This window comes from Paraburkholderia sp. BL27I4N3 (assembly GCF_003386115.1).
In the GTDB taxonomy this organism is placed as follows: domain Bacteria; phylum Pseudomonadota; class Gammaproteobacteria; order Burkholderiales; family Burkholderiaceae; genus Paraburkholderia.
Genome location: NZ_QREJ01000001.1, coordinates 4,111,412 through 4,134,065, shown reverse-complemented (window position 1 = coordinate 4,134,065; position 22,654 = coordinate 4,111,412). Strand labels below are relative to the sequence as shown.

At 63.5% G+C, this 22,654-nt stretch carries 18 protein-coding genes; 2 read left to right on the top strand and 16 right to left on the bottom strand.

Annotated features, from left to right (window positions below):
- Positions 1 to 164: 164 nt before the first annotated feature.
- The 4 genes from B0G71_RS18680 to B0G71_RS18665 all read right to left on the bottom strand — a co-directional run bounded on the left by B0G71_RS18680 (position 165) and on the right by B0G71_RS18665 (position 7,610).
- Positions 165 to 1,403: an MFS transporter gene (locus tag B0G71_RS18680; protein WP_181916917.1), complete on the bottom strand. Its 1,239-nt coding sequence runs from the start codon at positions 1,401 to 1,403 to the stop codon at positions 165 to 167.
- A 204-nt stretch (positions 1,404 to 1,607) separates the two neighbouring features.
- Positions 1,608 to 3,137 carry an efflux transporter outer membrane subunit gene (locus B0G71_RS18675; protein WP_116143316.1) on the bottom strand — a complete coding sequence of 510 codons (1,530 nt, stop codon included), beginning with the start codon at positions 3,135 to 3,137 and terminating at the stop codon, positions 1,608 to 1,610.
- Positions 3,134 to 4,339, bottom strand: coding sequence for an efflux RND transporter periplasmic adaptor subunit (locus B0G71_RS18670; protein ID WP_116143314.1), 1,206 nt, complete (start codon positions 4,337 to 4,339; stop codon positions 3,134 to 3,136). The genes B0G71_RS18675 and B0G71_RS18670 overlap by 4 nt, the downstream gene beginning before the upstream one ends.
- An 88-nt stretch (positions 4,340 to 4,427) precedes the next feature.
- A complete protein-coding gene (locus B0G71_RS18665; RefSeq protein ID WP_116143312.1) occupies positions 4,428 to 7,610 on the bottom strand; it encodes an efflux RND transporter permease subunit in 3,183 nt (1,060 codons plus the stop codon).
- A 427-nt stretch (positions 7,611 to 8,037) separates the two neighbouring features.
- Between B0G71_RS18665 and B0G71_RS18660 the strand changes: the two genes are divergently transcribed.
- Together B0G71_RS18660 and B0G71_RS18655 are read left to right on the top strand one after the other, a co-directional pair.
- On the top strand, positions 8,038 to 8,250 hold the full coding sequence (locus B0G71_RS18660) for a hypothetical protein (protein ID WP_042327325.1): 213 nt from the start codon (positions 8,038 to 8,040) through the stop codon (positions 8,248 to 8,250).
- Between the two features lie 115 nt (positions 8,251 to 8,365).
- Positions 8,366 to 9,394 (top strand): serine/threonine protein kinase, encoded by a 1,029-nt coding sequence (locus B0G71_RS18655; RefSeq protein WP_116143310.1) that lies wholly within the window; start codon positions 8,366 to 8,368, stop codon positions 9,392 to 9,394.
- Positions 9,395 to 9,418: 24 nt separating this feature from the next.
- On the opposite strand, the gene B0G71_RS18650 is transcribed toward B0G71_RS18655, so the two are convergent.
- From B0G71_RS18650 to rqpR, 12 genes are all read right to left on the bottom strand, one after another.
- Positions 9,419 to 11,320: a DUF3857 domain-containing transglutaminase family protein gene (locus tag B0G71_RS18650; protein WP_116143308.1), complete on the bottom strand. Its 1,902-nt coding sequence runs from the start codon at positions 11,318 to 11,320 to the stop codon at positions 9,419 to 9,421.
- A gap of 104 nt (positions 11,321 to 11,424) precedes the next feature.
- Complete coding sequence (locus tag B0G71_RS18645) at positions 11,425 to 12,447, bottom strand: XdhC family protein (RefSeq protein WP_116143306.1); 1,023 nt, start codon at positions 12,445 to 12,447, stop codon at positions 11,425 to 11,427.
- Positions 12,420 to 13,016 carry a CoxG family protein gene (locus B0G71_RS18640; RefSeq protein WP_116143304.1) on the bottom strand — a complete coding sequence of 199 codons (597 nt, stop codon included), beginning with the start codon at positions 13,014 to 13,016 and terminating at the stop codon, positions 12,420 to 12,422. Before B0G71_RS18640 ends, B0G71_RS18645 begins: the two co-directional genes overlap by 28 nt.
- On the bottom strand, positions 13,007 to 14,242 hold the full coding sequence (locus B0G71_RS18635) for a VWA domain-containing protein (RefSeq protein WP_116143302.1): 1,236 nt from the start codon (positions 14,240 to 14,242) through the stop codon (positions 13,007 to 13,009). The genes B0G71_RS18640 and B0G71_RS18635 overlap by 10 nt, the downstream gene beginning before the upstream one ends.
- A gap of 5 nt (positions 14,243 to 14,247) precedes the next feature.
- Positions 14,248 to 15,135 (bottom strand): MoxR family ATPase, encoded by an 888-nt coding sequence (locus B0G71_RS18630; protein WP_116118692.1) that lies wholly within the window; start codon positions 15,133 to 15,135, stop codon positions 14,248 to 14,250.
- A 127-nt stretch (positions 15,136 to 15,262) separates the two neighbouring features.
- The gene (locus B0G71_RS18625; RefSeq protein WP_116143300.1) at positions 15,263 to 16,060 is read right to left on the bottom strand and encodes a xanthine dehydrogenase family protein subunit M; all 798 of its coding nucleotides are present in this window, start codon (positions 16,058 to 16,060) and stop codon (positions 15,263 to 15,265) included.
- 22 nt (positions 16,061 to 16,082) lie between these two features.
- Positions 16,083 to 18,464, bottom strand: coding sequence for a xanthine dehydrogenase family protein molybdopterin-binding subunit (locus B0G71_RS18620; protein WP_116143298.1), 2,382 nt, complete (start codon positions 18,462 to 18,464; stop codon positions 16,083 to 16,085).
- 10 nt (positions 18,465 to 18,474) lie between these two features.
- A complete protein-coding gene (locus tag B0G71_RS18615; RefSeq protein WP_116143296.1) occupies positions 18,475 to 19,029 on the bottom strand; it encodes a (2Fe-2S)-binding protein in 555 nt (184 codons plus the stop codon).
- Between the two features lie 185 nt (positions 19,030 to 19,214).
- Positions 19,215 to 19,559: a hypothetical protein gene (locus B0G71_RS18610; RefSeq protein WP_116143294.1), complete on the bottom strand. Its 345-nt coding sequence runs from the start codon at positions 19,557 to 19,559 to the stop codon at positions 19,215 to 19,217.
- On the bottom strand, positions 19,556 to 19,891 hold the full coding sequence (locus B0G71_RS18605) for a tlde1 domain-containing protein (protein ID WP_116143292.1): 336 nt from the start codon (positions 19,889 to 19,891) through the stop codon (positions 19,556 to 19,558). The genes B0G71_RS18610 and B0G71_RS18605 overlap by 4 nt, the downstream gene beginning before the upstream one ends.
- A gap of 404 nt (positions 19,892 to 20,295) precedes the next feature.
- Positions 20,296 to 21,687 (bottom strand): amino acid permease, encoded by a 1,392-nt coding sequence (locus tag B0G71_RS18600; RefSeq protein WP_106283907.1) that lies wholly within the window; start codon positions 21,685 to 21,687, stop codon positions 20,296 to 20,298.
- Between the two features lie 304 nt (positions 21,688 to 21,991).
- A complete protein-coding gene (gene rqpR, locus B0G71_RS18595; RefSeq protein WP_012431442.1) occupies positions 21,992 to 22,648 on the bottom strand; it encodes a response regulator transcription factor RqpR in 657 nt (218 codons plus the stop codon).
- Between the last annotated feature and the right edge of the window lie 6 nt (positions 22,649 to 22,654).

Here is a 22,654-nt window from a genome sequence, read left to right as displayed (position 1 = left end):
CTTTGCGGCGCTGCAGCGCCTATTCGCAAGCCGCTGAACCCGGTGCCGTAAGGGCCGCCGCGATTGTCGCGACGCAGCAATCACGATAAAAAACGTTAAGCGTTCGCTTACGTTGTCCTTACTTTTAGGCGCTATTCAATGCGCGCTGGGTCGAAGCGCGAGCATCAGATGCGAGCTTGCTCACGCCCGCGCAAACGCATCGCCGCAACCAGGCCGATGACGAGCAACACGCCCACCAACCCCGCGACACCGTTCCATCCGAAACCGGCCCACACATGACCGCCGTACGAGCCGACCAGGCTCGAGCCGATGTAATACGCAAGCAGATAGAGGGCGGCGGCCTGGCCTTTGGCATCCTTGGCGAGGCGTCCGACCCAGCCGCTCGCCACGGAATGTCCGGCAAAGAAGCCGAACGTCACGCACGCAATGCCGGCCGCAATCGCCGCCAACGGATGCAACAGCGTGAGCGCGAGACCGAGCAGCATCAACAGCAAACTGGCGATGAGCACGCGGGCGCGGCCGAACGTATCGGCCATGCGGCCCGACCACGGCGATGCGACTACGCCCGTCAGATACACGACGAAGATCGCGCCGATTTCCGTCTGATTCAACTGATACGGCGGCGCGAGCAACCGGTAGCCGATGTAGTTGTACAGCGTGACGAAGCTGCCCATCAGCACGAAGCCGAGCAGAAACAGCAGAGGCAGTCCAGGTCGTGTGAATTGCCTGAGCAGGGCGGTGCGGTGATGCGTGAAGCCGAGGCCGCGCCGCGGCACGAAGTGACGCGACGGCGGCAGCAGCGCGCGGAACGCGAGCATCGAGAGAATGCCGAGCACGCCGATCGTGCCGATCGCAACGCGCCACGAGAACAGATCCGCGACCACGCCGGTGATCACGCGCCCGGCCATCCCGCCGATCGCCGTGCCGCCGACGTAAAGTCCCATCGCGAGGCCGAGCCCATCGGGATGCACTTCCTCCGCGAGATAGGCCATCGCGACGGCGGGCACGCCACCGAGCGCTAGACCTTCGAGCGTGCGCAGCACGAGCAGTTGATGCCACTGCGGCGCGATCGACACGCCGATGGTGAGTAGTGCGGAAACGGTGAGCGAAAGTGTCATCAGCTTATGACGGCTCCAGCCTTCCGAAACGAAGCCGGCAACGAACACGGCAAGCGCGAGCGCGGCCGTGGTGAACGAGAGCGACAGGCTGCTCTGTGCCGGCGTCACGTTGAACGCCGTCGAAAACGATGGCAGTAAGGGCTGTACGCAATAGAGCAGCGAGAACGTCGCGTAGCCGGCGAACAATAGCGCGATGCTGGCGCGCCAGTAGGCGCGCGTGCCGCGTTCGAGGTAAGGAATGTTGGGCGCGGCAGCGGCGCTGGAAGAGACGGGCGAGGAATCGATCGAAGAAGCAGGAGCAGCCGAAGCAGCAGTCTGATGGGCGTCCGGCGGCGGGGTCACGAAAAATCTCCTCAGGGATGTGAAGGCCGAAAGAGTTAAGGATACGCTGAAAAAGCCGCGCGAATCGGCACTCAGATCAGCGGGCCGTCGCTGCGACGCGACCAGACGGCGCGCCCGACGCCCGTCGTCGCCGTTGAAAAACGGCGGTTACCCATGCGCCGCGGCATCGCTCGCGGGTGCGGACGGATGCACGATCTGTTCGTCCGTCGGCAGCGCGGACGCGTCCCAGCCGCCGCCCAGCGCCTTGATCAACGCCACGCTCGCGGCCATCCGCCGGCGCGCGATCGAGACAGCGTCGCGCTCGTTGGTAAGCGCGGTGGTTTGCGCGACCACCACGTCGAGATAGGTGATTGCGCCGTTCTTATAGCGATTCGATACGACCGCGAGCGCTCGTTGCGCGGCGGCCACCGCATCGTCTTGCGCAGTCGCTTCCCGTTCGAGCACGCGCAGCGCAGCGAGATTGTCCTCAACCTGGCCGAAAGCGCTCAATACCGTCTGCCGGTATTGCGCCACGCTTTCGTCGTAATGCGCACGAGCCTGCTCCTTCACGGACGCGCGTCCGCCGAAGTCGAGCAGCGTGCCTGCCAACGTCGGCCCCAACGACCACAGGCGGCTCGGCGCCAGCAACCATTGGCTGTAGTTGGTGGCTTCGAGGCCGCCCGTCACCGACAGAACGAGGTTCGGAAAAAACGCCGCCGTCGCCACGCCGATCTGCGCGTTCATGTCGGCGACGTGGCGTTCCGCCGCCGCGATGTCTGGCCGGCGTTCAAGCAACGCGGACGGCACGCCTGCCGCTGCCACGACGGGCACCGCGGCGAGCGGCGCAACCGGCAGTGAATACGTGGAAGGCGACTGCCCGATCAGGATCGCGATCGCGTGTTCGAGTTGCGCGCGCTGCACGCCGAGATCGAGTGCTTGCGCCTGGGTGGTTTTCAGTTGCGTCTGCGCCTGCGCGACATCGGCATCCGTGGCGATGCCGCCGGTGTAGCGGTGCTGCGTCAGATCGAGGGCTTGCTTATAGGCCCCGATCGTGTCGTCGAGCAGTTGACGCTCCTGATCGAGTCCGCGCAGCTCGAAGTAGTCGGTGGCGAGTTCGGCCTGCATCGACAGGAGCATGGCTTGGGCATCGGCGGCGCTGGCCTGTGCTTCGGCTTTCGCGCCTTCGACGCTGCGCGACACGCGGCCCCACAGGTCGGGCTCCCACGATGCGTCGGCTTGCACGAGGTAGTCGTTCAGCGTGAGGCCGGCGGTCGATTTGTGCAGCACATTCTCCGAAGAACGCGCACGCGAATAGGCGCCATTCGCGCTGACGACCGGGAAGAAGCTCGACCGATATTGCGCCACCGTGGCGCGAGCGGCGCGAAAGCGCGCTTGCGCGGCCTGCACGTTCTGGTTCGCGCTCGCGACCTGTTGTTCGAGTGCGTCGAGCGAAGGGTCAGCGTAGACGCTCCACCAAGTGCCGCGTGTGAGCGTGTCGGCGGGTTGGGCGGGTTTCCAGCCGGTGCCGTCGAGTTCTTTATAGGTGGCGGCGGTGGTGGCGGTCGGCTTCACGTAGTCCGGGCCGAGCGTGCATGCGGTGAGTGCGCATGCGCTCGCTAATGCTAAAGCGGACGCGTGCAGCGAGACATATCGCAGCGGCGGCGCGACAAAACGGCGACCGGATCCTTGCGTGTTCATGACGACGCACCCGTCGCCGCACCTGCTTTCGCGGGCACGATCCGCACCGGCGCGCCATCGACGATTGAGTCCTGCGGATTCACGATCACCTGCTCATCCCCCTGCAAGCCGGACACGATCGCCACTCGAGTGCCGAAGTCCGTTCCTAGCGACACTGGCAATAGCTTCACCTTGCGTTGCGCGTCGACGGTCGCGACTTTCACGCCGTCAGGGCGGAACAGCAGCGCGTTGCCGGGCAGCGTAAATGGTGCCGCGCCGGTGCCCAACGCGAAGTGCACTTGCGCATAGGCGCCCGGCAGCAAGTCGCCATTTCGGTTGTCGACGTCGACCTCCGCCAGCATCGTGCGTTGTTGCGGATCGACGGCGCCTGCGGTGCGCGCCACGGTGCCCGGATAGTGTTTCGACGGCGCTTCGGTCAGCGTCAGAAACGCGGTCTGCTGAGCGCGAACCTGCTGCGCGTACGCCTGCGGCACATTCACATAAACGCGCAACCGGTCCGCCTGCGCGACGTGAAACAGCTCCTTCGCGGGTCCGCCCGAACTACCTGCGTCGATCAGCGCGCCGATGTCCACATTGCGCGCCGTCACGATGCCGTCGAACGGCGCATACACTTTCTGGAACGACTGCGTCTTCTCGAGGCGCGCCACGTTGAACCGCGTGGCGTCGAGCGTGGCTTTCTTCGCGAGCATGTCGCCGACTTTCTCGTCGGTTTCCTGCTTCGAGACCGATTTGCTTTTCAGCATGTCGCTCCAGCGGTCGGCGGTGCTTTTCGCAAGCGCATAGTTGGCGTTGGCGTTCGCGAGATCGGCGCGGGCCGCGCGCAGTTGATCGTCCACTTCGGGTGTGTCGATTTCCGCCAGCAACTGGCCGTTCTTCACATGCGCGCCAATGTCGGCGTACCACTTCTTCAGATAGCCGCTGGTGCGCGCGTAGATCGGCGTATCGAGGAAAGCCTGCACGTTGCCGGGCAGCACGAGATCGAGTCCGGCCGTCGACTTCTGCGGCCGCACCACTTCGGCGCTCATCTGGCTCGTATGCTCGGCATCGCGTTCGAGCGCCGCGTGCGCGTCGTGGCGCGACCAGATGCCTTGTGCCGCCAGCGCGACGACGGCCACGGCGACCGCGATGCCGATCCAGCGTGCGCGTTTCGCTTTGGCCGGATCGTGCGTGGTGCCGGAACGGTCTGGACGTGGTCCTTCCATCAAACTTCCCCTGTAGAGATGCGTGGGCAGTCCAGGCTGCCTCTTATGCTCCATGCCACTGCCGGCACGATGACGAAGATGCGCTGCATCACGGCTTCCCCACCACGTGCTCAGCCGCGCGCAAGCGACGTGCCGCCAGTCGGCGGTAGATCATCGAAAACACCACCGGCACGAAAATCAGCGTCGCCAGCGTGCCGATTGTCAGACCGCCGATCACCGCACGCCCGAGCGGCGCGTTCTGCTCGCCGCCTTCACCGAGACCGATCGCCATCGGCACCATGCCGATCACCATCGCGAGCGCCGTCATCAGCACCGGACGAAAACGCGTGAAGCCCGCTTCGATCGCCGCGCGCGTCGCGTCGCCGTGTTCGAGCAACTGCTCGCGCGCGAAGCTGATCACGAGAATCGAGTTGGCGGTGGCAATGCCGATACACATGATCGCGCCAGTAAGCGCGGGAATCGACAGAGTGGTATGCGTGAGAAACAGCATCCACACGATGCCCGCGAGCGCGCCCGGCAACGCGGTGACGATGATGAACGGATCGAGCCACGACTGAAAATTCACCACGATCAGCAGGTACACCAGCAGAATCGCGAACACGAGTCCTGCGAACAGGCCGGAGAACGAATCGTTCATTGTCTGCACCTGGCCGCGCACTTCGATGGTGGAGGTCTTGGGCAGATCGGCCTTGGCGTCGTCGATGATCTTGCGGATGTCGTCGGATACGCCGCCCAGATCGCGGCCATCGGCGGTGCCGAAAATATCGATGGTGGTCTGCGCGTTGTAGTGCGTGAGTGTCGCGTTACCCGCTTCGCGCCTCATGGTGGCGAGCGAGCCGAGAATGTTGCTGCGGCCATTCGCGTTCAGCGGAATGTTGGCGAGCGATTGCAGCGAGTCGATCGTGTACTGCGGCGCTTCCGTGATCACGTTGTAGCTCACGCCGTTGCGCGGATTGAGCCAGAACGTCGGCGTGGTTTGCTGGCTGCCCGACAGCGTGATCAGCAGATTGCTCGCGATGTCGCGTTGCGAAAAGCCGGCTTGCTGCGCACGCGTGCGGTCCACGTCGATAAAGATGCGCGGCAAATCCGCGGGCTGCTGGATGCGGGCATCGACTAGACCGGGCACCGTGCGCAGCCGGTTCAGCAACTTCGCGGCGAACACGCGATTGCCGGCCACGTCACGGCCAACGATCTGAATATCGATCGGCGACGGCATGCCGAAGTTGAGCGTCTGACTGACGATATCCGCGGGCAGGAAGGCGAACTGCACGCCGGGGAATTCGTCGGTCAGCGTGCGCCGCAGCGTGCGCACGTAGCCGGCGCTCGGATGATGATCGGGATTGAGTGTGATCAGCACGTCCGCATCCGAGGTGCCGATCGTGCCGGTGTTGCTGTACGAAAGGTTGATGCCCGAGACCGGCAAGCCGATGTTGTCGATGATCGAATGCAGCTCGCCCGCTGGTATCAACTGACGGATGCGCGTATCGACACGATCGGTCACCACGGCGGTTTCCTCCACCCGCATGCCGGTTTTCGCGCGCAGATGCAGCGCGATGGTGCCTGCATCGACCGCCGGGAAAAAGTCGCGGCCGAGAAACGGCATCAGCAACATCGACGCGCCACAGCAAACCAGAAACAGCGTCACGAACAGACCCGGCCGCGCGACGCGCGCTTCGAGAAACACGCGATAGCGGTCGCGCAAACGCGCGAAGCCGCCTTCAAATGCGTAGTGCACGCGCATGAACGGATTACGCGTTTGCGTCGGCGCGTGATGCAGATCCGCCGGCTTATGGTGATAGCGCAGCAGGTATTTCGCGAGCGTCGGCACGAGCGTTCGCGAGAAGAAGTAGGACGCCAGCATCGCGAACACTACCGCTTCGGCGAGCGGAATGAACAGATAGTGCGCGACGCCCGTCAGCAGAAACATCGGCACGAACACGATGCAGATGGACAGCGTGGACACCAGTGTCGGAATCGCAATCTGATGCGCGCCGTCGAGAATCGCCTGCTCCAGCGTCTTGCCCTGCTCGAGTTGATGGCTGATGTTTTCGATCGCCACGGTCGCGTCGTCCACCAGAATGCCGACCGCGAGCGCGAGCCCGCCGAGCGTCATGATGTTGATGGTTTCGCCAAGCATAGAGAGCGCGATGATCGACGTGATCATCGACAGCGGAATCGACACGGCGATGATCAGCGTGGCACGCCAGTTGCCGAGGAACAGCAGAATCATCAGACCGGTCAGGCAGGCCGCGATGAGCGCCTCGCGCAGCACGCCTTGCACCGAAGCGCGCACGAACAGCGACTGATCGGCGACCGGGTCGATATTCAGCGAGGCGGGCACGAGATTGCGCAACGTCGGCATCATCTTCTTGATACGGTCGACGATTTCGAGCGTGGACGTGTTGCCGCTTTTGTTGATGGTCAGCAGCGACGCGCGCTGGCCGTTCACGCGCACGATATTGGTTTGCGGCTGGAAACCGTCGCGCACATGAGCGACGTCGCGAATATAAACGGTGCCGTTGGCGGTGGACTTGATCGGGATATTGTTCAGGCCCGCCAGCGAATCCGGACTGCCGTTCATTTCCACCGAGTATTCGGTCGAGCCGATTTTCGCGGTGCCCGAGGGTAGGATCAGATTTTGCGCGGTCACCGCGTTGACCACGTCCATCGCCGAAAGATTGCGCTCCTGCAATTTGCGCGAATCGATATCGACCATGATCTGGCGCTGCTTGCCGCCGTACGGCAGCGGCGCGGACGCGCCCGGCACGGTGGCGAGCTGCGTCTTCAGGAAGTTGTTGCCGAAGTCGAACAGTTCCTGCTCGGTAAGCGATGCGGACGATAATGCGAGCCGCAGGATCGGCACGGTCGAGGCGTTGTAGCGCAGGATGAACGGCGGCGTGATGCCGGGCGGCAGCGAGCGCAACTGCGTTTGTGACAGCGAGGTGACCTCGGCCAGCGCCTCGTCGATATTCGCGTGCGGCTGAAAAAAGATCTTGATGACGGCGATGCCGTTCAGCGAGGTCGACTCGGTGTGTTCGATGTCGTTGACCGCCACCGACAGCCCGCGCTCGTAGTTCAGCACGATGCGCTTTTCCATCTCGTCCGCGGGCAGGCCGTTATACGACCAGATCACCGAGAGCACCGGAATGTCGATATTGGGGAAGATGTCGGTGGGCGTGCGCAGGATCGTCAAAGGTCCGACGATCAGCAATAGCAGGGCCAGGACGACGAATGTGTAGGGGCGCCGCAGCGCGAGACGAACAATCCACATGACTAGTCGGGCCGTTCAAACCCGCGCAAGGCCGCGCCGTACAGGCGGTGAACGTGAGCGCCGGGACGCGCGCCGCCGCAGCGCGCAAAGGCCGCAGGGGCGGTCCGCTTGAGCAAATGGTCTAGTTGGTGCACGTTTTTGATATCTCACCCCACCAGGGTTTATGATGGTCTCGTTGCGACGCGTTACGCTCCGAATCATCGGTCTAGCGCGCCGTAATGGGAATAGGGCGAAACAAGGGGTGAAGAGCCCTGAGTTCGCGCTTTCCTCGGCCCCGCAAAACGGGAACAATGACTCGAACCTTTCACGCGTATCACGCGCAGCAGATTGGGTGCGTACGCAACGTTATCGACGGGGCGACGCTTTTATCATCACATTGACCGGCGCGAAATCATAAAGCCGGCTATGGGAGAAACGGGGAAACATCATGCAAATCGGTTCGATTGTTCGATCGGTGCATATCGCGGTGCCGCAAGGCGCGCGCGGGATCGTCATGCGCATTCTGGGCGACATGGCCATGGTCGCGTGGTATGCCGGCGAGCCCGGCGCTTCGCCGCACCTGAATACTGAACCCTTTTTCCTTGAAGACCTGATCGATACGGGCGAGCAAGTCCGACCGTCGAGCGCGCAGATGCATTGAAGGCAGTTTGAGTGTGAGCCGTGTGCAAGTTGTAAGCCGCGGCTCGTTCCGCTGTTCATTCCGCTTGTGAGCCGTCGCCCTCGTCTTTGACGGCGGCGCGGCGCACAATGCGGGCATGAACGACGACATCCTCGATCCACAGGACAGCGCGAACAGCGCTGTGCCTTTCGCCCGGCTCAGGCCGGAAATCGTGCTCGACGCGCTCGACAGCGCGCTCAGTACAGTCGGCGTGCGCACCGACGGCCGTATGCTCCCGCTCAACAGCTACGAGAATCGCGTCTACCAGGTGGGCGTGGAAGACGGCCCGCCCGTGGTCGCGAAGTTCTACCGTCCCGAGCGCTGGAGCGACGCCGCTATCCTCGAAGAACATGCTTTCGTCGCCGATCTCGCCGCGCGTGAGATTCCGGCTGTGCCCGCGCTTGCTCTCGATGGCCGCACGCTTCATACGTTCGACGGCTTCCGCTTCTCCATCTTCGAGCGTCGCGGCGGCCGCGCGCCGGATCTCGACCGGCGCGACACGCTCGAATGGCTCGGGCGATTCATCGGCCGCATCCATGCGGTCGGCCAGACACAGAATTACGCCGAACGTCCCACGCTCGACATCCACACTTTCGGCTATGAACCGCGCGACTTTCTGCTCGCGCACCGTTTCGTGCCGGACGACGTGCGCACCGCGTGGGAAACCGTGGTGAATCTCGCGCTCGAAGGCGTGGAGCGCGCGTTCGAACGGGCCGGCGATATCCGCATGCTGCGCATGCATGGCGACTGTCATCCGAGCAATGTGTTATGGACCGACGCCGGGCCGCACTTCGTCGATTTCGACGACAGCCGCATGGGACCGGCGGTGCAGGATTTGTGGCTGTTGCTGCCGGGCGAGCGCATTGAAGCGTCGCGCGCGCTGGCGGATCTGCTCGCCGGTTACGAAGACTTCTGCGACTTCGAGCCGCGCGAACTCTATCTGGTCGAAGCGCTACGCACGCTGCGGCTGATTCATTATCAGGCGTGGCTCGCGCGTCGCTGGGACGATCCAGCTTTCCCCGCGGCGTTTCCGTGGTTCAACACGCAGCGTTACTGGGAAGAGCGCATCCTGGAGTTGCGCGAACAGCTTGGCGCGATGCAGGAAGGGCCGCTCTGGCCCGTTTGAGCGCATGCGCTCTGAAGCAGGCGCTCACGGCGCCTGCGCAGCAACGCTCGACGAATCGACCAGTGTCGATCTGACGATCACCTCCGCTCGCACGTCGCGCCCGATTGCTTCGATTGCGGGACGCATCTGCGCGAAGTCGTCGGGCGTGCAGACGTCGCTATCGAAGTGCGTCGTGCCGTCGCGCGTCATCGTGACGACGTTGCTGAGCGGATCGAACGTGTACTGCGACTCGAAATCGACGAAGCGATCCTGGGTTCGTTTCGCCTCGGGCATGTCGAGCACGTGAAAATTGGCGGGCAGCTCGATGCGCGCGCGTTCGTGCAACGCCAGGTTGTGACAGACGAACGGCTGCGTGCGCCGGCGCTCGCCGAGCCAGTAACGCGTATCCGCCGCGAGGCCGCCGGCCAGACTCGTCAACGCTGGAATCGACGCCGCCGCGCCCGGCACCACGAGACTTTCCAGCGTGCCTTTCATCGTAATGACGAGCGGGCCGTCGGCGACGCCGAGGTCATTGGTGGCGAGCGTCGCGGTGCCACGCAGGTTGACGCTGCGCAGTTCGGCCTGAAGCGACTCCTCGCGTTGCGCGGGTGTCTGCGTGCGCAACATCGAGCGCGCCTGTTCAGCCGAAGCGCCGGCCGCTTCCAGCCGATAGGTAAAGCTCGCCGAGCCATCCGGTTCGACTTTGATCGACAGATCGGTGCTGCGCGTCATCAACATGGTGGCTGGCGTGCGCGACAGCACGCCCTCGTCGACCAGCACGGTCGGCCGGTTTATATCGGACGACGGCAGAAAACCGAACTCGACATTCGAGGCGGTCGAGTCAACGTATTGCTGCAAATCCGGCAGCCACGTAATGACGTGATTGATGACGCCGTAGCCGGGCACGCTCGGCAGCGTGTAGATCGTGCCGCTGCTGATCAAGGCCGGCTCGTTGCGTACGCCGGCCGCGTCGAGCAACGCGCCGTACAGCGCCACGTGATCCTTGCAATCGCCATAGCGATTCGCGAGTACCGCGCTCGCGTTGTGCGGCACGACGGCGCCGCGCCCGACGTTGATCGCCACGTAGCGCACGTTGCGGCGCACCCAGTCGTACAGCGTTTTGGCCTTGTCGCGCGGCGTGCGGTCGTGCGCGGTGAGCTGTTGCGCGAGACGCGTGACGGCCGCGTCGTGCGCGCTCGGATCCGCCGCGGATTCGCGGTAGGTTGCGGCGAACGCGGCGTAGTCAGGGAAGGTCGACACCATCAGCCGGTCGCCATACGAAACGTAGGCAACAGAGCCGCGTTCCAGCCGGCTGAAGTGCGCCTTGTCGTAGCGATATTCGTAGCGCGTGCGGCCGTCGCGCGTCACGGGTTGCACTGCGGTGAAACCACGCGCGTCGGCATAAAGCGGCTTGTCGGCGGGCAGATCGTAGATCAGACGGAAGTTGTGCGTCGGTGCAAGATCGGGCGGTGTGAAGTCGCTGAATTCGCCCGGCACGATCGGCTGCTTCTGCGTCTTGCGATAGGTGAGATGCACGCGCGCGCCTGGCTCGACGGCGGGAAACACGATCACCTTTTCCTGGATGTCCTGGAACATCGGCGCGTCGAACGAACGGGCTTCCTGAACGTTGCGAATCTGCTCGGGCTGCACGTCATGACGCACGCCGTCGGCGGTGATCGTGTAGGCCTCGAGGATCTGCACGTCCGCCATGTTGCGATTGAACCAGACATATTGCTGCGAGACCCGCGCGACGCCGGCTTCGTTATTCACGTGCAGCGTCATCGAATCGAGTTTCGAGAAGGAGCCGTCGGCGTTGACGGTGAAGGTTTGCGTCTCGCCTTCGTTGGTGTACGGATCGTCCAGTTTGGCGGGAACGCTCGCGCCCGCGCCGTGGATGCCGGCAAGCCAGCCGAGAGATGCAAGACAGACCAGAAAAGGGAGGCGCATGGCAGGCTGGTATCCGAACGTAACGTTGACGGGATCGCCCGTTAGAGTCGGTTTGCGCCGCGTAGATGTCAAGCGGATGCCGCGCGTTGCGGTCGAATAAATCGTCAAACGCTACAAGCTGCCCCGCCGGACGCCGCGATTTCGCGCGCTGCCTTGGCGCCTTCGACCTGAAGCAAGGTCGGCAGCGAAACGCCGTTCTTGGCCGCCGTCACTTCAGCGAGAATCGACACCGCGATTTCGGGCGGCGTGCGGCTGCCGATATAAATCCCAACCGGTCCGTGCAAGCGGGCCAGCTCCGTATCGTTCAGATCGAACTCCTTGAGACGTTCGCGCCGCGCCTGATTATTCCTTCGCGACCCCAACGCGCCGACATAAAACGCCGGCGTTTTCAACGCTTCCATCAGCGCGAGATCGTCGAGCTTCGGGTCGTGCGTGAGCGCGATCACGGCGCAGCGTTCGTCGAGTTTCATCTCGATCACCGTGTCGTCGGGCATGGTGCGCACGATCTTCGTGCCGGGGATGTCCCACTCCTCGGTGTATTCCTCACGCGGATCGCACACGGTGACCTGATAATCGAGCCCCACCGCGATGTGACACAGATAGCGCGACAACTGTCCCGCGCCGATTACCAGCATGCGATAACGTGGGCCGTGAATCGTCAGCAGACGCTCGCCGTCGAAATGCACGCCGTCGGTTGCCTGCGCGTCTTCGAGTTGCGTGGCGCCCGTCGTCATATTCACTTCGCGGGCCACGAGGCGTCCGTTCTCCACCGCGTGGCACAGTTCGGCAATGCCGCTTTCCTGTGTCAACGGTTCGAGCACCAGCTGGATCGTGCCGCCGCACGGCAGGCCGAAGCGATGCGCTTCTTCCGCCGTGATGCCGTACTTGACCGCTTCCGGCCGTGTCTGCTCGATACCGCGCTGCCGCACGCGGTCGATCAGATCGTCTTCGATGCAACCGCCCGACACGGAACCCACCACGAGTCCGTCATCGCGCACCGCAAGCATCGCGCCCTCGGGACGCGGCGACGAGCCCCACGTCTTCACCACCGTCACCAGTAGCGCGCGATGTCCTTCTTCGAGCCAGCGAGCGCTGGACTTCAGGACTTCGAGATCCACGCTGTCCATGATTTCTTCCTTTTCGTTGCGTCGCCGCCGGACTCGCCGTCCGCGGCCTCATTCGATGCTGTATTGTGCGGCACCGTTTCATCTGCTGCATTTTCCCCGGCGTCCGGGGCTGTGGCGCCCTCATCGCCGCCGCCTACCTGGGCGCCGAAGCGTTTGAAGAACTCGCCTGCAATTTTACGCGCTGCGCCGTCGACGAGCCGCGAGCCGATCTGCGCGAGCTTGCCGCCGACCTGCGCGCTCGCCGTGTAACTGAGCTTGGTGGCGGCATCGCCGTCGGCCTCGAGCGAGACATGCGCGTTGCCCTTGGCAAAACCCGCGGCGCCGCCCTGGCCTTCGAACACGATGCTGTACGAGTTCGGCGCCTCGATGTCGGTGAGTTGCATGCGCCCCTTGAAGCGCGCTTTGACCGGCCCGACTGCAGCGCTCAGCGCCACCACATAGGCATTTTCACCGTCCGGTTCGATGCTTTCGCAGCCGGGAATGCAGGCGCGCAGAACCTCGGTGTCGTTCAGCGCGTCCCATGTGCGCTGCTGCGAAACGGGCAGCGTATGGGTTTCGATCAATTCCATGATGTCGCTCCTGCGGTGCCTGTGACACCGGCACTGCGACGCGGCGCGCGCGTGAGTTGCGCGAGGTCGCGGCCGAACGCCGTCAGGCTGTCTAGATTATGAACCGGACGATGCGCGTCGACATACGGCAGGATCGCCTGCACGCCGCGCGCTTTCGGAGAAAAGCCGCTAAAACGCAGCAGCGGATTGAGCCATATGATGCGGTGTGCGAAGCGGTGCAGGCGGGCCATCTCGGTGTCGAGCACGTCGATCGCTTCGTGATCGAGGCCGTCGGTGACGAGCAGCACCGTAGCCCGGCCGGTCAGCACGCGCCGGGCCCAGCGGCGGTTGAATTCGGCAAGCGCCGCGCCGATCCGCGTGCCGCCCGACCAGTCGACCACCTGCTCGGTGAGCGTCGCGATCGCCACGTCGGGATCGCGCTCGCGCAGCGCGCGCGTCGCGTTGGTGAGCCGCGTGCCGAACAGAAACACTTGCAAGCGTTCGCGCGATTGCAGCAACGCGTGGCAGAAATACAGCACCGCGCGCGAATAGCTGCTCATCGAACCGGAGATGTCGAGCAGCAACACGAGCGGCGGTTTGCGTTCAACCACCGCGCGATATTTCCACACCGTCCAGTCACCCCCCGCACGGACCGCATGCCGGGCACTCGCGCGCAAGTCCGCATGCGTGCCGTGCGAGGCCGCTTTCAGACGACGCGTCGGCTCGGCGGCGAGCGGCAGACGCTGGCCGCGAATCAGATGACGCAAAGTGCGCCATTCATCAGCGGAAAGCGTGTCGAAATCGCGATGACGCAGCCGCTCTTCTGCGCTGAATGTGATGTGCGCATGCAGTTCGTGTCGCTCGGTTTCCTGCTGCGCTTTGCTATGCGGCGATGGCGGCGCGCGGACGGCCAGCGCGTCGGCGAGACGGTTGTTGCGTTTGGGTGGCGGCAGGCCGTCGCGGACTTTTGGCAGAAGCAGCGCGCGCAGCTTGCCTTCCCAATCGGGATCGCGCCAGAAGAGATCGAAGGCGGCGTTGAACAGATCGCGTTCGTCGGGCGCCGATACCAGCGACGCGGCGAGGGCGGCGCGCACGTCGTCGCGGCGGCCGAGGTCGATCCAGTGCAGCGCGGCGAGCGCATCGACGGCTTGCGCGGGCGACATCGGCAAACCGGCGCCGCGCAGCACGCGCACGAAGTGGACGACGTTGCGAGCGAGCGTGGGCGTGTCGTCGGGTGAGTTCGTCATGCCGGCTATCCAGGCGCCGCAAGGCACTGCGCGATTTGCGCGGCATCGACGCGTGCCAGATCGTCCTGATACTTGAGCAGAACGCCAAGCGTGTTGTGTACGGATTGCGGATCGAGCTCGGTCACCGACAATGCCTCCAACGCGCGGCACCAATCGATCGTCTCAGCGATGCCAGGCGCCTTGAACAGATCCATGCCGCGCAGCCGATGCACGAAATCGACCGCACGCCGCTGCAATTCCGCCGACGTTTGCGGCGCGCGAGCGGCGACGATCTCCAACTCGCGATCCCGATCCGGATAGCCGATCCATTGATACAGGCAGCGGCGCTTCAACGCGTCATGCACTTCGCGCGTCCGGTTCGAGGTCATCACGACGAGCGGGGGTTGCTCCGCGCGGACCGTGCCGTATTCGGGAATCGATACCTGGAAGTCCGAAAGCAGTTCCAGTAGAAAGGCTTCGAACGGCTCGTCGGCGCGGTCGATCTCGTCGATCAGCAACACGCGCCGCGCGCCGGGATGATTTTCATCGGGCATCAACGCTTGCAGCAACGGCCGCTTCAGCAGAAATTCGCCGCGATACAAGGTGTCGTTGTCGGGCCGTTCGCCGGCGGCTTCGGCAAGACGCAGCGCCATGATTTGCCGCGGATAGTCCCACTCGTAGAGCGCGCTTGCCGTATCGAGACCTTCATAACATTGCAGGCGCAACATCGAGGTGCCGAGCATGCCCGCCGCTGCCTTGGCGAGCTCCGTCTTGCCGACGCCCGGCTCGCCTTCGACGAACAATGGCCGCTCCATGCGCAGCGCGAGATACAGTGCGGTCGCCAGCTCGCGGCTGGCGAAATAACTTTGGGCGGCGAGTTGAGCGAGGGTGTCGTCGATTGAAGCGGGCTGCATGGTGTTCCTGGATCTGCGCAATGAAGCGATGCCAACGAAGCCAGGCCGCATTCACGCACGTGAGCGAATGCGGCTGACGTGACCTGCGTGAGAGCAGATCACATCAGCCGCGAACAGCGAGAAAACGCTAAGCGTTCGCCTTCGCCACCGCGCGCGCGGCCAGCACCGGAATCAGATGCGCGCGATAGTCGGCACTCGCGTGCATGTCGGTGTTCAGGTCGGCCGCCGACACCGTCACTCCGCGTGCTGCTTCGGGCGTGAAGTTCGCCGACAACGCGCTTTCCAGCTCCGGCACACGAAACACCGACGCCGCCGCGCCCGTCACCGCGACGCGCACACCACTGGCGAACTTGGCGACGAACACGCCGACCAGCGCAAAGTGCGAAGCGGGGTTCCGGAATTTTTCGTATGCCGCGCGCTCGGGCACGGGAAACTCCACGGCGACGATTAGCTCGTCGGGCGCCAACGCCGTTTCATACATGCCGACGAAGAAGTCGTTCGACGCGATGCGCCGCCGATCAGTGACGATGGTCGCATCCAACCCCACCGCCGCCGCCGGATAACACGCGGCCGGGTCGTTGTTGGCGAGCGAGCCGCCTATCGTGCCGAGCGCGCGCACCTGTCGATCGCCGATGTGCGCGGCGAGATCCGCGAGCCCTGGAGAAACGCGCCGCAGTTCCGCGTGATCCGCCACGTCCGCATGACACACGGCTGCGCCGATCGTCACCGTTTTCGCATCGACGGTGATCGCCTTGAGCGCGGGAATGCGCGTTACGTCGATCAGTTGCGACGGCTGGGCAAGCCGCAACCGCATGGTAGGCAAGAGGCTCTGGCCGCCGGCCAGAAACTTGGCATCGCTGTCGGCGGTGAGAATGGCGGCGGCCGCTTTGGGATCCGTCGCGCGTTGATACTCGAATGAATACATGTCGAATGCTCCGCTCAGGATCTCAATGGGGTTGCTTGGCCGCGTGAATCGCGGACCACACGCGATGCGGCGTCGCCGGCATTTGCAGGTCGGTCACGCCGAGCGGCGCGAGCGCGTCGAGGATCGCGTTGATCACCGCCGGCGGCGAGCCGATCGCGCCCGCTTCGCCGCAGCCTTTCACGCCGAGCGGATTGTGCGTGCACGGCGTGCCCTTCGCGGTTTCGACCGTGAAGTCCGGCAGATCGGACGCATGCGGCATCGCGTAGTCCATGTACGAGCCCGACAGCAACTGGCCGCTCTCGTTGTCGTACACGCAGCGCTCCAGCATCGCCTGGCCGATGCCCTGAGCGAGCCCGCCATGCACCTGGCCCTCGACGATCATCGGATTGATCACGTTGCCGAAATCATCGACCGCGGTGAACTTCTGGATCCGGCACACGCCCGTTTCCGGATCGACTTCGATCTCGCAGATGTACGCGCCGGAGGGATAGGTGAAGTTGGTCGGATCGTAGAACGCGCTTTCTTCGAGGCCGGGTTCCAGCACGTCGAGCGGATAGTTGTGCGGCACGTAGGCGGCGAGCGAGATGTCGGCGAATGCCTTGGTGCGGTCCGTGCCCGCGACGCGGAACACGCCGTCCTTGAACTCGATGTCTTCTGCCGCGGCTTCGAGCAGATGCGCGGCGATCTTCTTCGCCTTGGTTTCGATCTTGTCGAGCGCCTTCATGATCGCCGAGCCGCCGACCGCGATCGAGCGCGAGCCGTACGTGCCCATGCCGAACGGAATGCGGCCGGTGTCGCCGTGGACGACCTCGACGCTTTCCAGCGCAATGCCGAGCCGGTCGGCGACCACTTGCGCGAAGGTTGTCTCGTGCCCCTGGCCGTGACTATGCGAGCCCGTGAACACGGTGACCGACCCGGTGGGATGCACGCGAATCTGACCGACTTCGAACAGGCCGGCGCGCGCGCCCAACGCGCCCGCTATATTCGACGGCGCGAGACCGCATGCCTCGATGTAGCAGGAGTAGCCGAGGCCGCGCAGTTTGCCGTTCTTTTCGGATTCCTGTTTGCGCTCCGCGAAGCCTTTGACGTCCGCGAGTTCGAGCGAACGGGCGAGGATGGTTTCGTAGTCGCCGGTGTCGTAAGTGAGGCCGACCGGCGTCGCGTACGGAAACTCGCGGATGAAGTTGCGGCGGCGAATCTCGGCCGGGTCTAGCTTCATCTCGCGCGCGGCGGTTTCCACCAGCCGCTCCACCACGTAGGTCGCTTCGGGGCGGCCCGCGCCGCGATAGGCATCGACGGGAACGGTGTTGGTGAAGACGGCTTTCACTTCCGCGTAGATCGCGGGCGTGGCGTACTGGCCGGCGAGCAGCGTGGCGTACAGAATGGTCGGCACGGCCGACGCGAACGTGGACAGATACGCGCCCATGTTGGCGGTCGTGTGGATGCGCATGCCGAGGAACTTGCCGTCGGCGTCCATGGCCAGTTCCGCCTTGGTCACGTGATCGCGGCCGTGCGCGTCGGAGACGAACGCTTCCGAGCGCTCGGCCGTCCATTTCACTGGACGGCGGATTTTCTTCGACGCCCACGTCAGCGCCACGTCTTCGGCGTACAGGAAAATCTTCGATCCGAAGCCGCCGCCGACGTCCGGTGCGATCACGCGCAGTTTCGATTCCGGTAGCGACAGCACGAACGCCGCCATCAACAGCCGCTCCACGTGCGGATTCTGGTTCGCGACGTAGAGCGTGTAGCCGTCGTCCTGCACCGAATAGCTCGCGTTGACCGCGCGCGGTTCGATCGCGTTCGGGATCAGGCGGTTGTTGACGATGTCGAGCGTGGTGATGTGCGCGGCTTTGGCGAAGGCGGCGTCGGTGGCGGCTTTGTCGCCGTGGCCCCAGTTGTAGCAGACGTTGTCGGGCACTTCATCGTGCACGGCGGGCTGGCCGGCGTCGGCCGCATGCGCGGTGTCCACCACGGCCGGCAGCACGTCGTAGTCGACTTCGATCAATTCGGCGGCGTCTTTCGCGGCCTTGATCGAATCGGCGATGACGAGCGCGACCTGATCGCCGACGTGCCGTACTTTCGTGTGGGCGATGATCGGATGCGGCGGCTCGTTCATCGGCTTGCCGTCGGTGCTATGGATCAGCCAGCCGCAAGGCAGGCCGCCGACGTTGTCAGCCGCCATGTCCGCGCCGGTGAAGATCGCGACCACGCCGGGCGATTGTCTGGCCGCGGCGGTGCCGATGCTGTTGATCTTCGCGTGCGCGTGAGGCGAGCGCAGGAATACGGCATAGGTTTGCTGGGGCAGGACGATGTCGTCGGTGTACTGGCCGTTGCCGGTGAGGAAACGATAGTCTTCCTTACGTTCGACGGAAGCGCCAATCAGGTGAGTGTCGGGTGCGTTCATCGTCGGCTCCTCAGGCGGTGGCCGGTGCGGTGGCTTGCGCGTCGGCCTGTGAGCTGGCCTGTGAGTCGGCATTCGCGGCCGCATTGGCCGAGCCGGCGGAGTTCATGCCTTCGGCGCCTTCGAGCACTGCTTTGACGATGTTGTGATAACCCGTACAGCGGCACAGATTGCCGTCGAGCTGGGCGCGCACGTCGTCGCCGGTGAGATTCGGTTGACGCTGGACGAGCGAGACCGCGCTCATCACCATGCCGGGCGTGCAGAAGCCGCACTGCAGTCCGTGGCAGTGTTTGAAGGCCGCCTGCATGGGGTGCAGGGCGCCGTCTTTGGCGAGCCCTTCAATGGTGGTGATTTCCGCGCCTTCCGCTTGCACGGCGAGGATGTTGCAGGATTTGATCGCGCGTCCGTTGAGGTGGACTGTGCATGCGCCGCATTGGGCTGTGTCGCAGCCGACGTGCGTGCCTGTCAGGCGCAGTTGGTCGCGAAGGAACTGGACTAGCAGGGTGCCAGGATCGATTGACGCGCTGATGGGCGCGCCGTTCACCGTCAGACTGATGCTGATCGCCATGAAGTTGTCTCCTTATGGGGTGAGACCGGACCTTTTGCTTTTCCTTTTGTTGCCTTTTTCGCGGGGTCCGATTGCGGGTGCTTCGGGTTTTTATAAGGCTGCAGAAAAGTAAAGCACAAATCGGGCTGGGGCGCTATGAGGGGTTTTTTGCGCGGGGGGCTTTGGGGGTGCGGTTTAGGACTTGCCTATTTCGGAAGTTTTTCCGAGACAACCCACACAACCGGATCAGACATCGAGCACTCCACCGAGCCGGCCTGGCTAGATGTGATGACTTCGATCGACCGTCCGCCGCGCTCGTGAAACGTAATGTCATAGACATCACGCCAAAGACCTTTGCCGATCTTCTCCGAGGCAACGCGAACCGCACGGGTTTTCGATTCGTCCAGCCTGGTCGGATCGGTAATCCCCGCGTTTTTCAGATACACGATGGCGATATTAGTGGGCCAGCTCTTGCATCCGAGGGGCGAGCCCGCGAAGCAGAGGGCGGGGGCCGCCAATGCGAGCGCGGCAACGAACGGAAGTATCTTCATTGCGTTACGATCAGCGTGTGATCGCCGCTCGCCCATATGTGTTGACGGTTGTTCATGCCGGTAATGATGCAGCCATTTGAAGCCTGTCCCGGATGGACGCTGCTATCGCCGTGAATCAGAAAACCCGAGCGGCCGAACGTGACCGTACCCGTTTGTGGGGACAGCCGCAGTGTGTAAGGTTCGGCATGCGGGTGCGTGAACGGCTGGCCTATTGTCCATGCGCCGCGAGGAATCGGACCGATACTTTCCTGCATTTGCGCAGAGGGATTATTTTTGCCCGGCCCGATCCCCGAGTATGCCGCGGGCGTTAACGAGTTTCCATCATGAGATATAACGCCAGTCGCCTGGCTGTACTTCCACGCCGTTTGCCAACCTCATTTTCAGGTGAAAGTCGCGATACTACTGGCTCTGGCTTCTCAAAAATAGAAGCAATCTGCAATTTTGGCGGCCAGCAACGCGCGCGTATTTAAGATATGCCATTTGAATCGATTATGAGCCATGCATCGATTAACCGGTTAAACGCTTTAATCGATGCCGCCTATCCACATCTGCGCCGATATTGCCCCGACTCGGCCGCTGAGTCCCGCGCGCCTTGAAGACGGGCGAGAGTGGCTCCAGCGTTCACACCCGGTTACGACGACTGGCCTTCTCATTCTCGTGCAACGCATTTAGACGAGCAATGAAAAGGCCAGCACCCGAGAACAAGAAAACCGTATCCCGCGCGGAGTGAAGAAAATCACTTGCTCAACTTGGAATGCCGCCGCGAATAGCCAAAATAAATAACCATCCCAACCAGCAACCAAACAACAAACGCGCCCCAAGTAACAGCCTGAAGATTAACCATCAAAAACAGACACGCGGCCACCGCTAAAACCGGCACAACCGGCACTCCGGGACACCGAAACGCCCTCGGCAAATCCGGATGCGTCTTCCGCAAAACCAGCACCGCAATCGACACCATCGAAAACGCTGCCAACGTACCGATATTGATCAGCTCAGCCAACACATTCAACGGAACGAGCGCGCCGATCAACCCGAAGAAAATCCCAACAAGCCAGGTCGTAAAAAACGGCGTAGCGAACCGAGGATGCACTCGCGAAAGCCTCGCTGGCAACAGCCCATCCCGCGACATCGCGAAAATCACCCGCGTCTGCCCGTAAGCCATCACGAGAATCACCGTCAGCATACCCAGCACGGCGCCAAGGTCGATAAACCCCGCGACCCACTTCTGACCAGCCACCTGCAACGCATACGACACCGGATGCGAAATGTTCGCGAACTGCGCCGACGGCACGATGCCAGTCACCACGGCGGCCACCGCCACATACAACACCGCGCAAACGCCCAACGACGCAATGATCCCGATGGGCAGATCGCGCTTCGGATCTTTCACCTCTTCCGCCGCGGACGATACCGAATCGAATCCGATGAACGCGAAGAACATCACCGCCGCCGCGCCGAACACGCCGTTCCAGCCGTTCGGCATGAACGGATGCCAATTGGCCGGCGTCACGTGAAACACGCCCACGCCAATCACCAGCAACACCACGACGACCTTGATCGCGACCATGACGTTGTTGATCCGCGTTGACTCGCGCACGCCGACCGACAACAGCGCGGTGATCGCCATCATCACGAGGAAGGCGGGCAGGTTAAAGAGCGTGTCATGACCGGGCAACGCGCCCGGCGCGGCCGTCAGCGCCACCGGCAAGGACACGCCGAAGCCCGACAGCAAGGATTGCAGATAACCCGACCAGCCCACCGATACCGCCGAGGTGGCCAGTCCATACTCGAGCATCAAGTCCCAGCCGATGATCCACGCGGCCAGTTCGCCGAGCGTCGCATACGAATAGGTGTAGATCGATCCGGCCACCGGAATCGTCGACGCGAATTCGGCGTAGGCCAGGGCGGCAAAGCCGCAGGCGACCGCGGCGATCAGGAACGAGATCATTAGAGCCGGACCGGCCTGCACGGCGCCCGTGCCGGTCAGCACGAAAATGCCGGTGCCGATAATGGCGCCGACGCCAAGAAAGGTCAGATCGAGCGCACCGAGCGCTTTCTTGAGACCGGCGTTCTGGGCACTCGCGGCGATCATGTGCTCGACGCTCTTCTTGCGAAACAGGGACATTGGCGGGGTCTCCAGTAGTGCACGCGTGTTGCGCGCCGAATGTCGGAAAACCCGCGATTTTAACGGATGCACGCCTTGCACCATGTTGGGACGTGCTTTTAGCGGCGGGATGCAGAGGCCGAAAATCCCCGTTCGACGTGACTCGGTGGCATTCACGTCCGCGGCAGGCCAAGCAAGGCCCGCAAAGGCTTTCGCTCGATGCGCAGCCAACCAGGCGAGAACGGTCCTCTTGCAAATGAGTGCAGGCAAGGGCGAGTCGTTCAGCGACCCAGCGACCTAACGCCGCGTTGGCGTCTAGCGCCTATCAGCCCGCCATCGCCGGATTCAGATCAATGAGCCGGTTGCTCATCACATAGAACGTCAGCTCGGCGTTATTGCGCAGCTTCATTTTCTCGAGCAGCCGGGTGCGGTACACGCTGACCGTTTTCACCGACAGCGAGAGCGCCACGGCAATATCCGTCAGCCGCTTGCCCGACGCGAGCATGCACAGCGTCTGATATTCGCGGTCGGAGAGCTTTTCGTGCGGCAACTGTTCGCCGTCGAAGGAAACGTAGTCGGCGAGCGCCTCGGCCATCGCCGGGCTCACGTATTTGCGGCCCGCCGCGACCTGTTTGATCGCGCTGATCATCTGCGCGGCATCGACGGTTTTTGACAGGTAGCCGGCGGCGCCTGCCTTCAGGGCGCGCACGGCGTATTGGTCCTCGCGGTACATCGAGAACATCAGCACGGCCGCGCGCGGCGCCTTGCGCTTCATGCGCTTGAGCACTTCGACGCCGTTCATGTCGGGCAGTGAAATGTCCAGCAGCACCACGTCGTAGGCGTGCCGGGCAGCGGCGTCGAGCGCTTCGGCGCCGCTTTGCGCTTCGGTGACCTCGCGCGCCACCCCGCGATCGAGCAGCAACTGGCGGACGCCCTGGCGAACCACCGCGTGGTCGTCGGCGAGCAGAATGCGCAGGCTCATGATGGT

Coding starts and splice junctions, on each gene's coding strand:
- B0G71_RS18650 (WP_116143308.1), bottom strand. CDS start 11,320: ATGCGCCTCCCTTTTCTGGTCTGTCTTGCATCTCTCGGCTGGCTTGCC.
- B0G71_RS18655 (WP_116143310.1), top strand. CDS start 8,366: ATGAACGACGACATCCTCGATCCACAGGACAGCGCGAACAGCGCTGTG.
- rqpR (WP_012431442.1), bottom strand. CDS start 22,648: ATGAGCCTGCGCATTCTGCTCGCCGACGACCACGCGGTGGTTCGCCAG.
- B0G71_RS18640 (WP_116143304.1), bottom strand. CDS start 13,016: ATGGAATTGATCGAAACCCATACGCTGCCCGTTTCGCAGCAGCGCACA.
- B0G71_RS18670 (WP_116143314.1), bottom strand. CDS start 4,339: ATGGAAGGACCACGTCCAGACCGTTCCGGCACCACGCACGATCCGGCC.
- B0G71_RS18630 (WP_116118692.1), bottom strand. CDS start 15,135: ATGCAGCCCGCTTCAATCGACGACACCCTCGCTCAACTCGCCGCCCAA.
- B0G71_RS18610 (WP_116143294.1), bottom strand. CDS start 19,559: ATGAAGATACTTCCGTTCGTTGCCGCGCTCGCATTGGCGGCCCCCGCC.
- B0G71_RS18635 (WP_116143302.1), bottom strand. CDS start 14,242: ATGACGAACTCACCCGACGACACGCCCACGCTCGCTCGCAACGTCGTC.
- B0G71_RS18615 (WP_116143296.1), bottom strand. CDS start 19,029: ATGGCGATCAGCATCAGTCTGACGGTGAACGGCGCGCCCATCAGCGCG.
- B0G71_RS18625 (WP_116143300.1), bottom strand. CDS start 16,060: ATGTATTCATTCGAGTATCAACGCGCGACGGATCCCAAAGCGGCCGCC.
- B0G71_RS18600 (WP_106283907.1), bottom strand. CDS start 21,687: ATGTCCCTGTTTCGCAAGAAGAGCGTCGAGCACATGATCGCCGCGAGT.
- B0G71_RS18675 (WP_116143316.1), bottom strand. CDS start 3,137: ATGAACACGCAAGGATCCGGTCGCCGTTTTGTCGCGCCGCCGCTGCGA.
- B0G71_RS18620 (WP_116143298.1), bottom strand. CDS start 18,464: ATGAACGCACCCGACACTCACCTGATTGGCGCTTCCGTCGAACGTAAG.
- B0G71_RS18645 (WP_116143306.1), bottom strand. CDS start 12,447: ATGGACAGCGTGGATCTCGAAGTCCTGAAGTCCAGCGCTCGCTGGCTC.
- B0G71_RS18660 (WP_042327325.1), top strand. CDS start 8,038: ATGCAAATCGGTTCGATTGTTCGATCGGTGCATATCGCGGTGCCGCAA.
- B0G71_RS18665 (WP_116143312.1), bottom strand. CDS start 7,610: ATGTGGATTGTTCGTCTCGCGCTGCGGCGCCCCTACACATTCGTCGTC.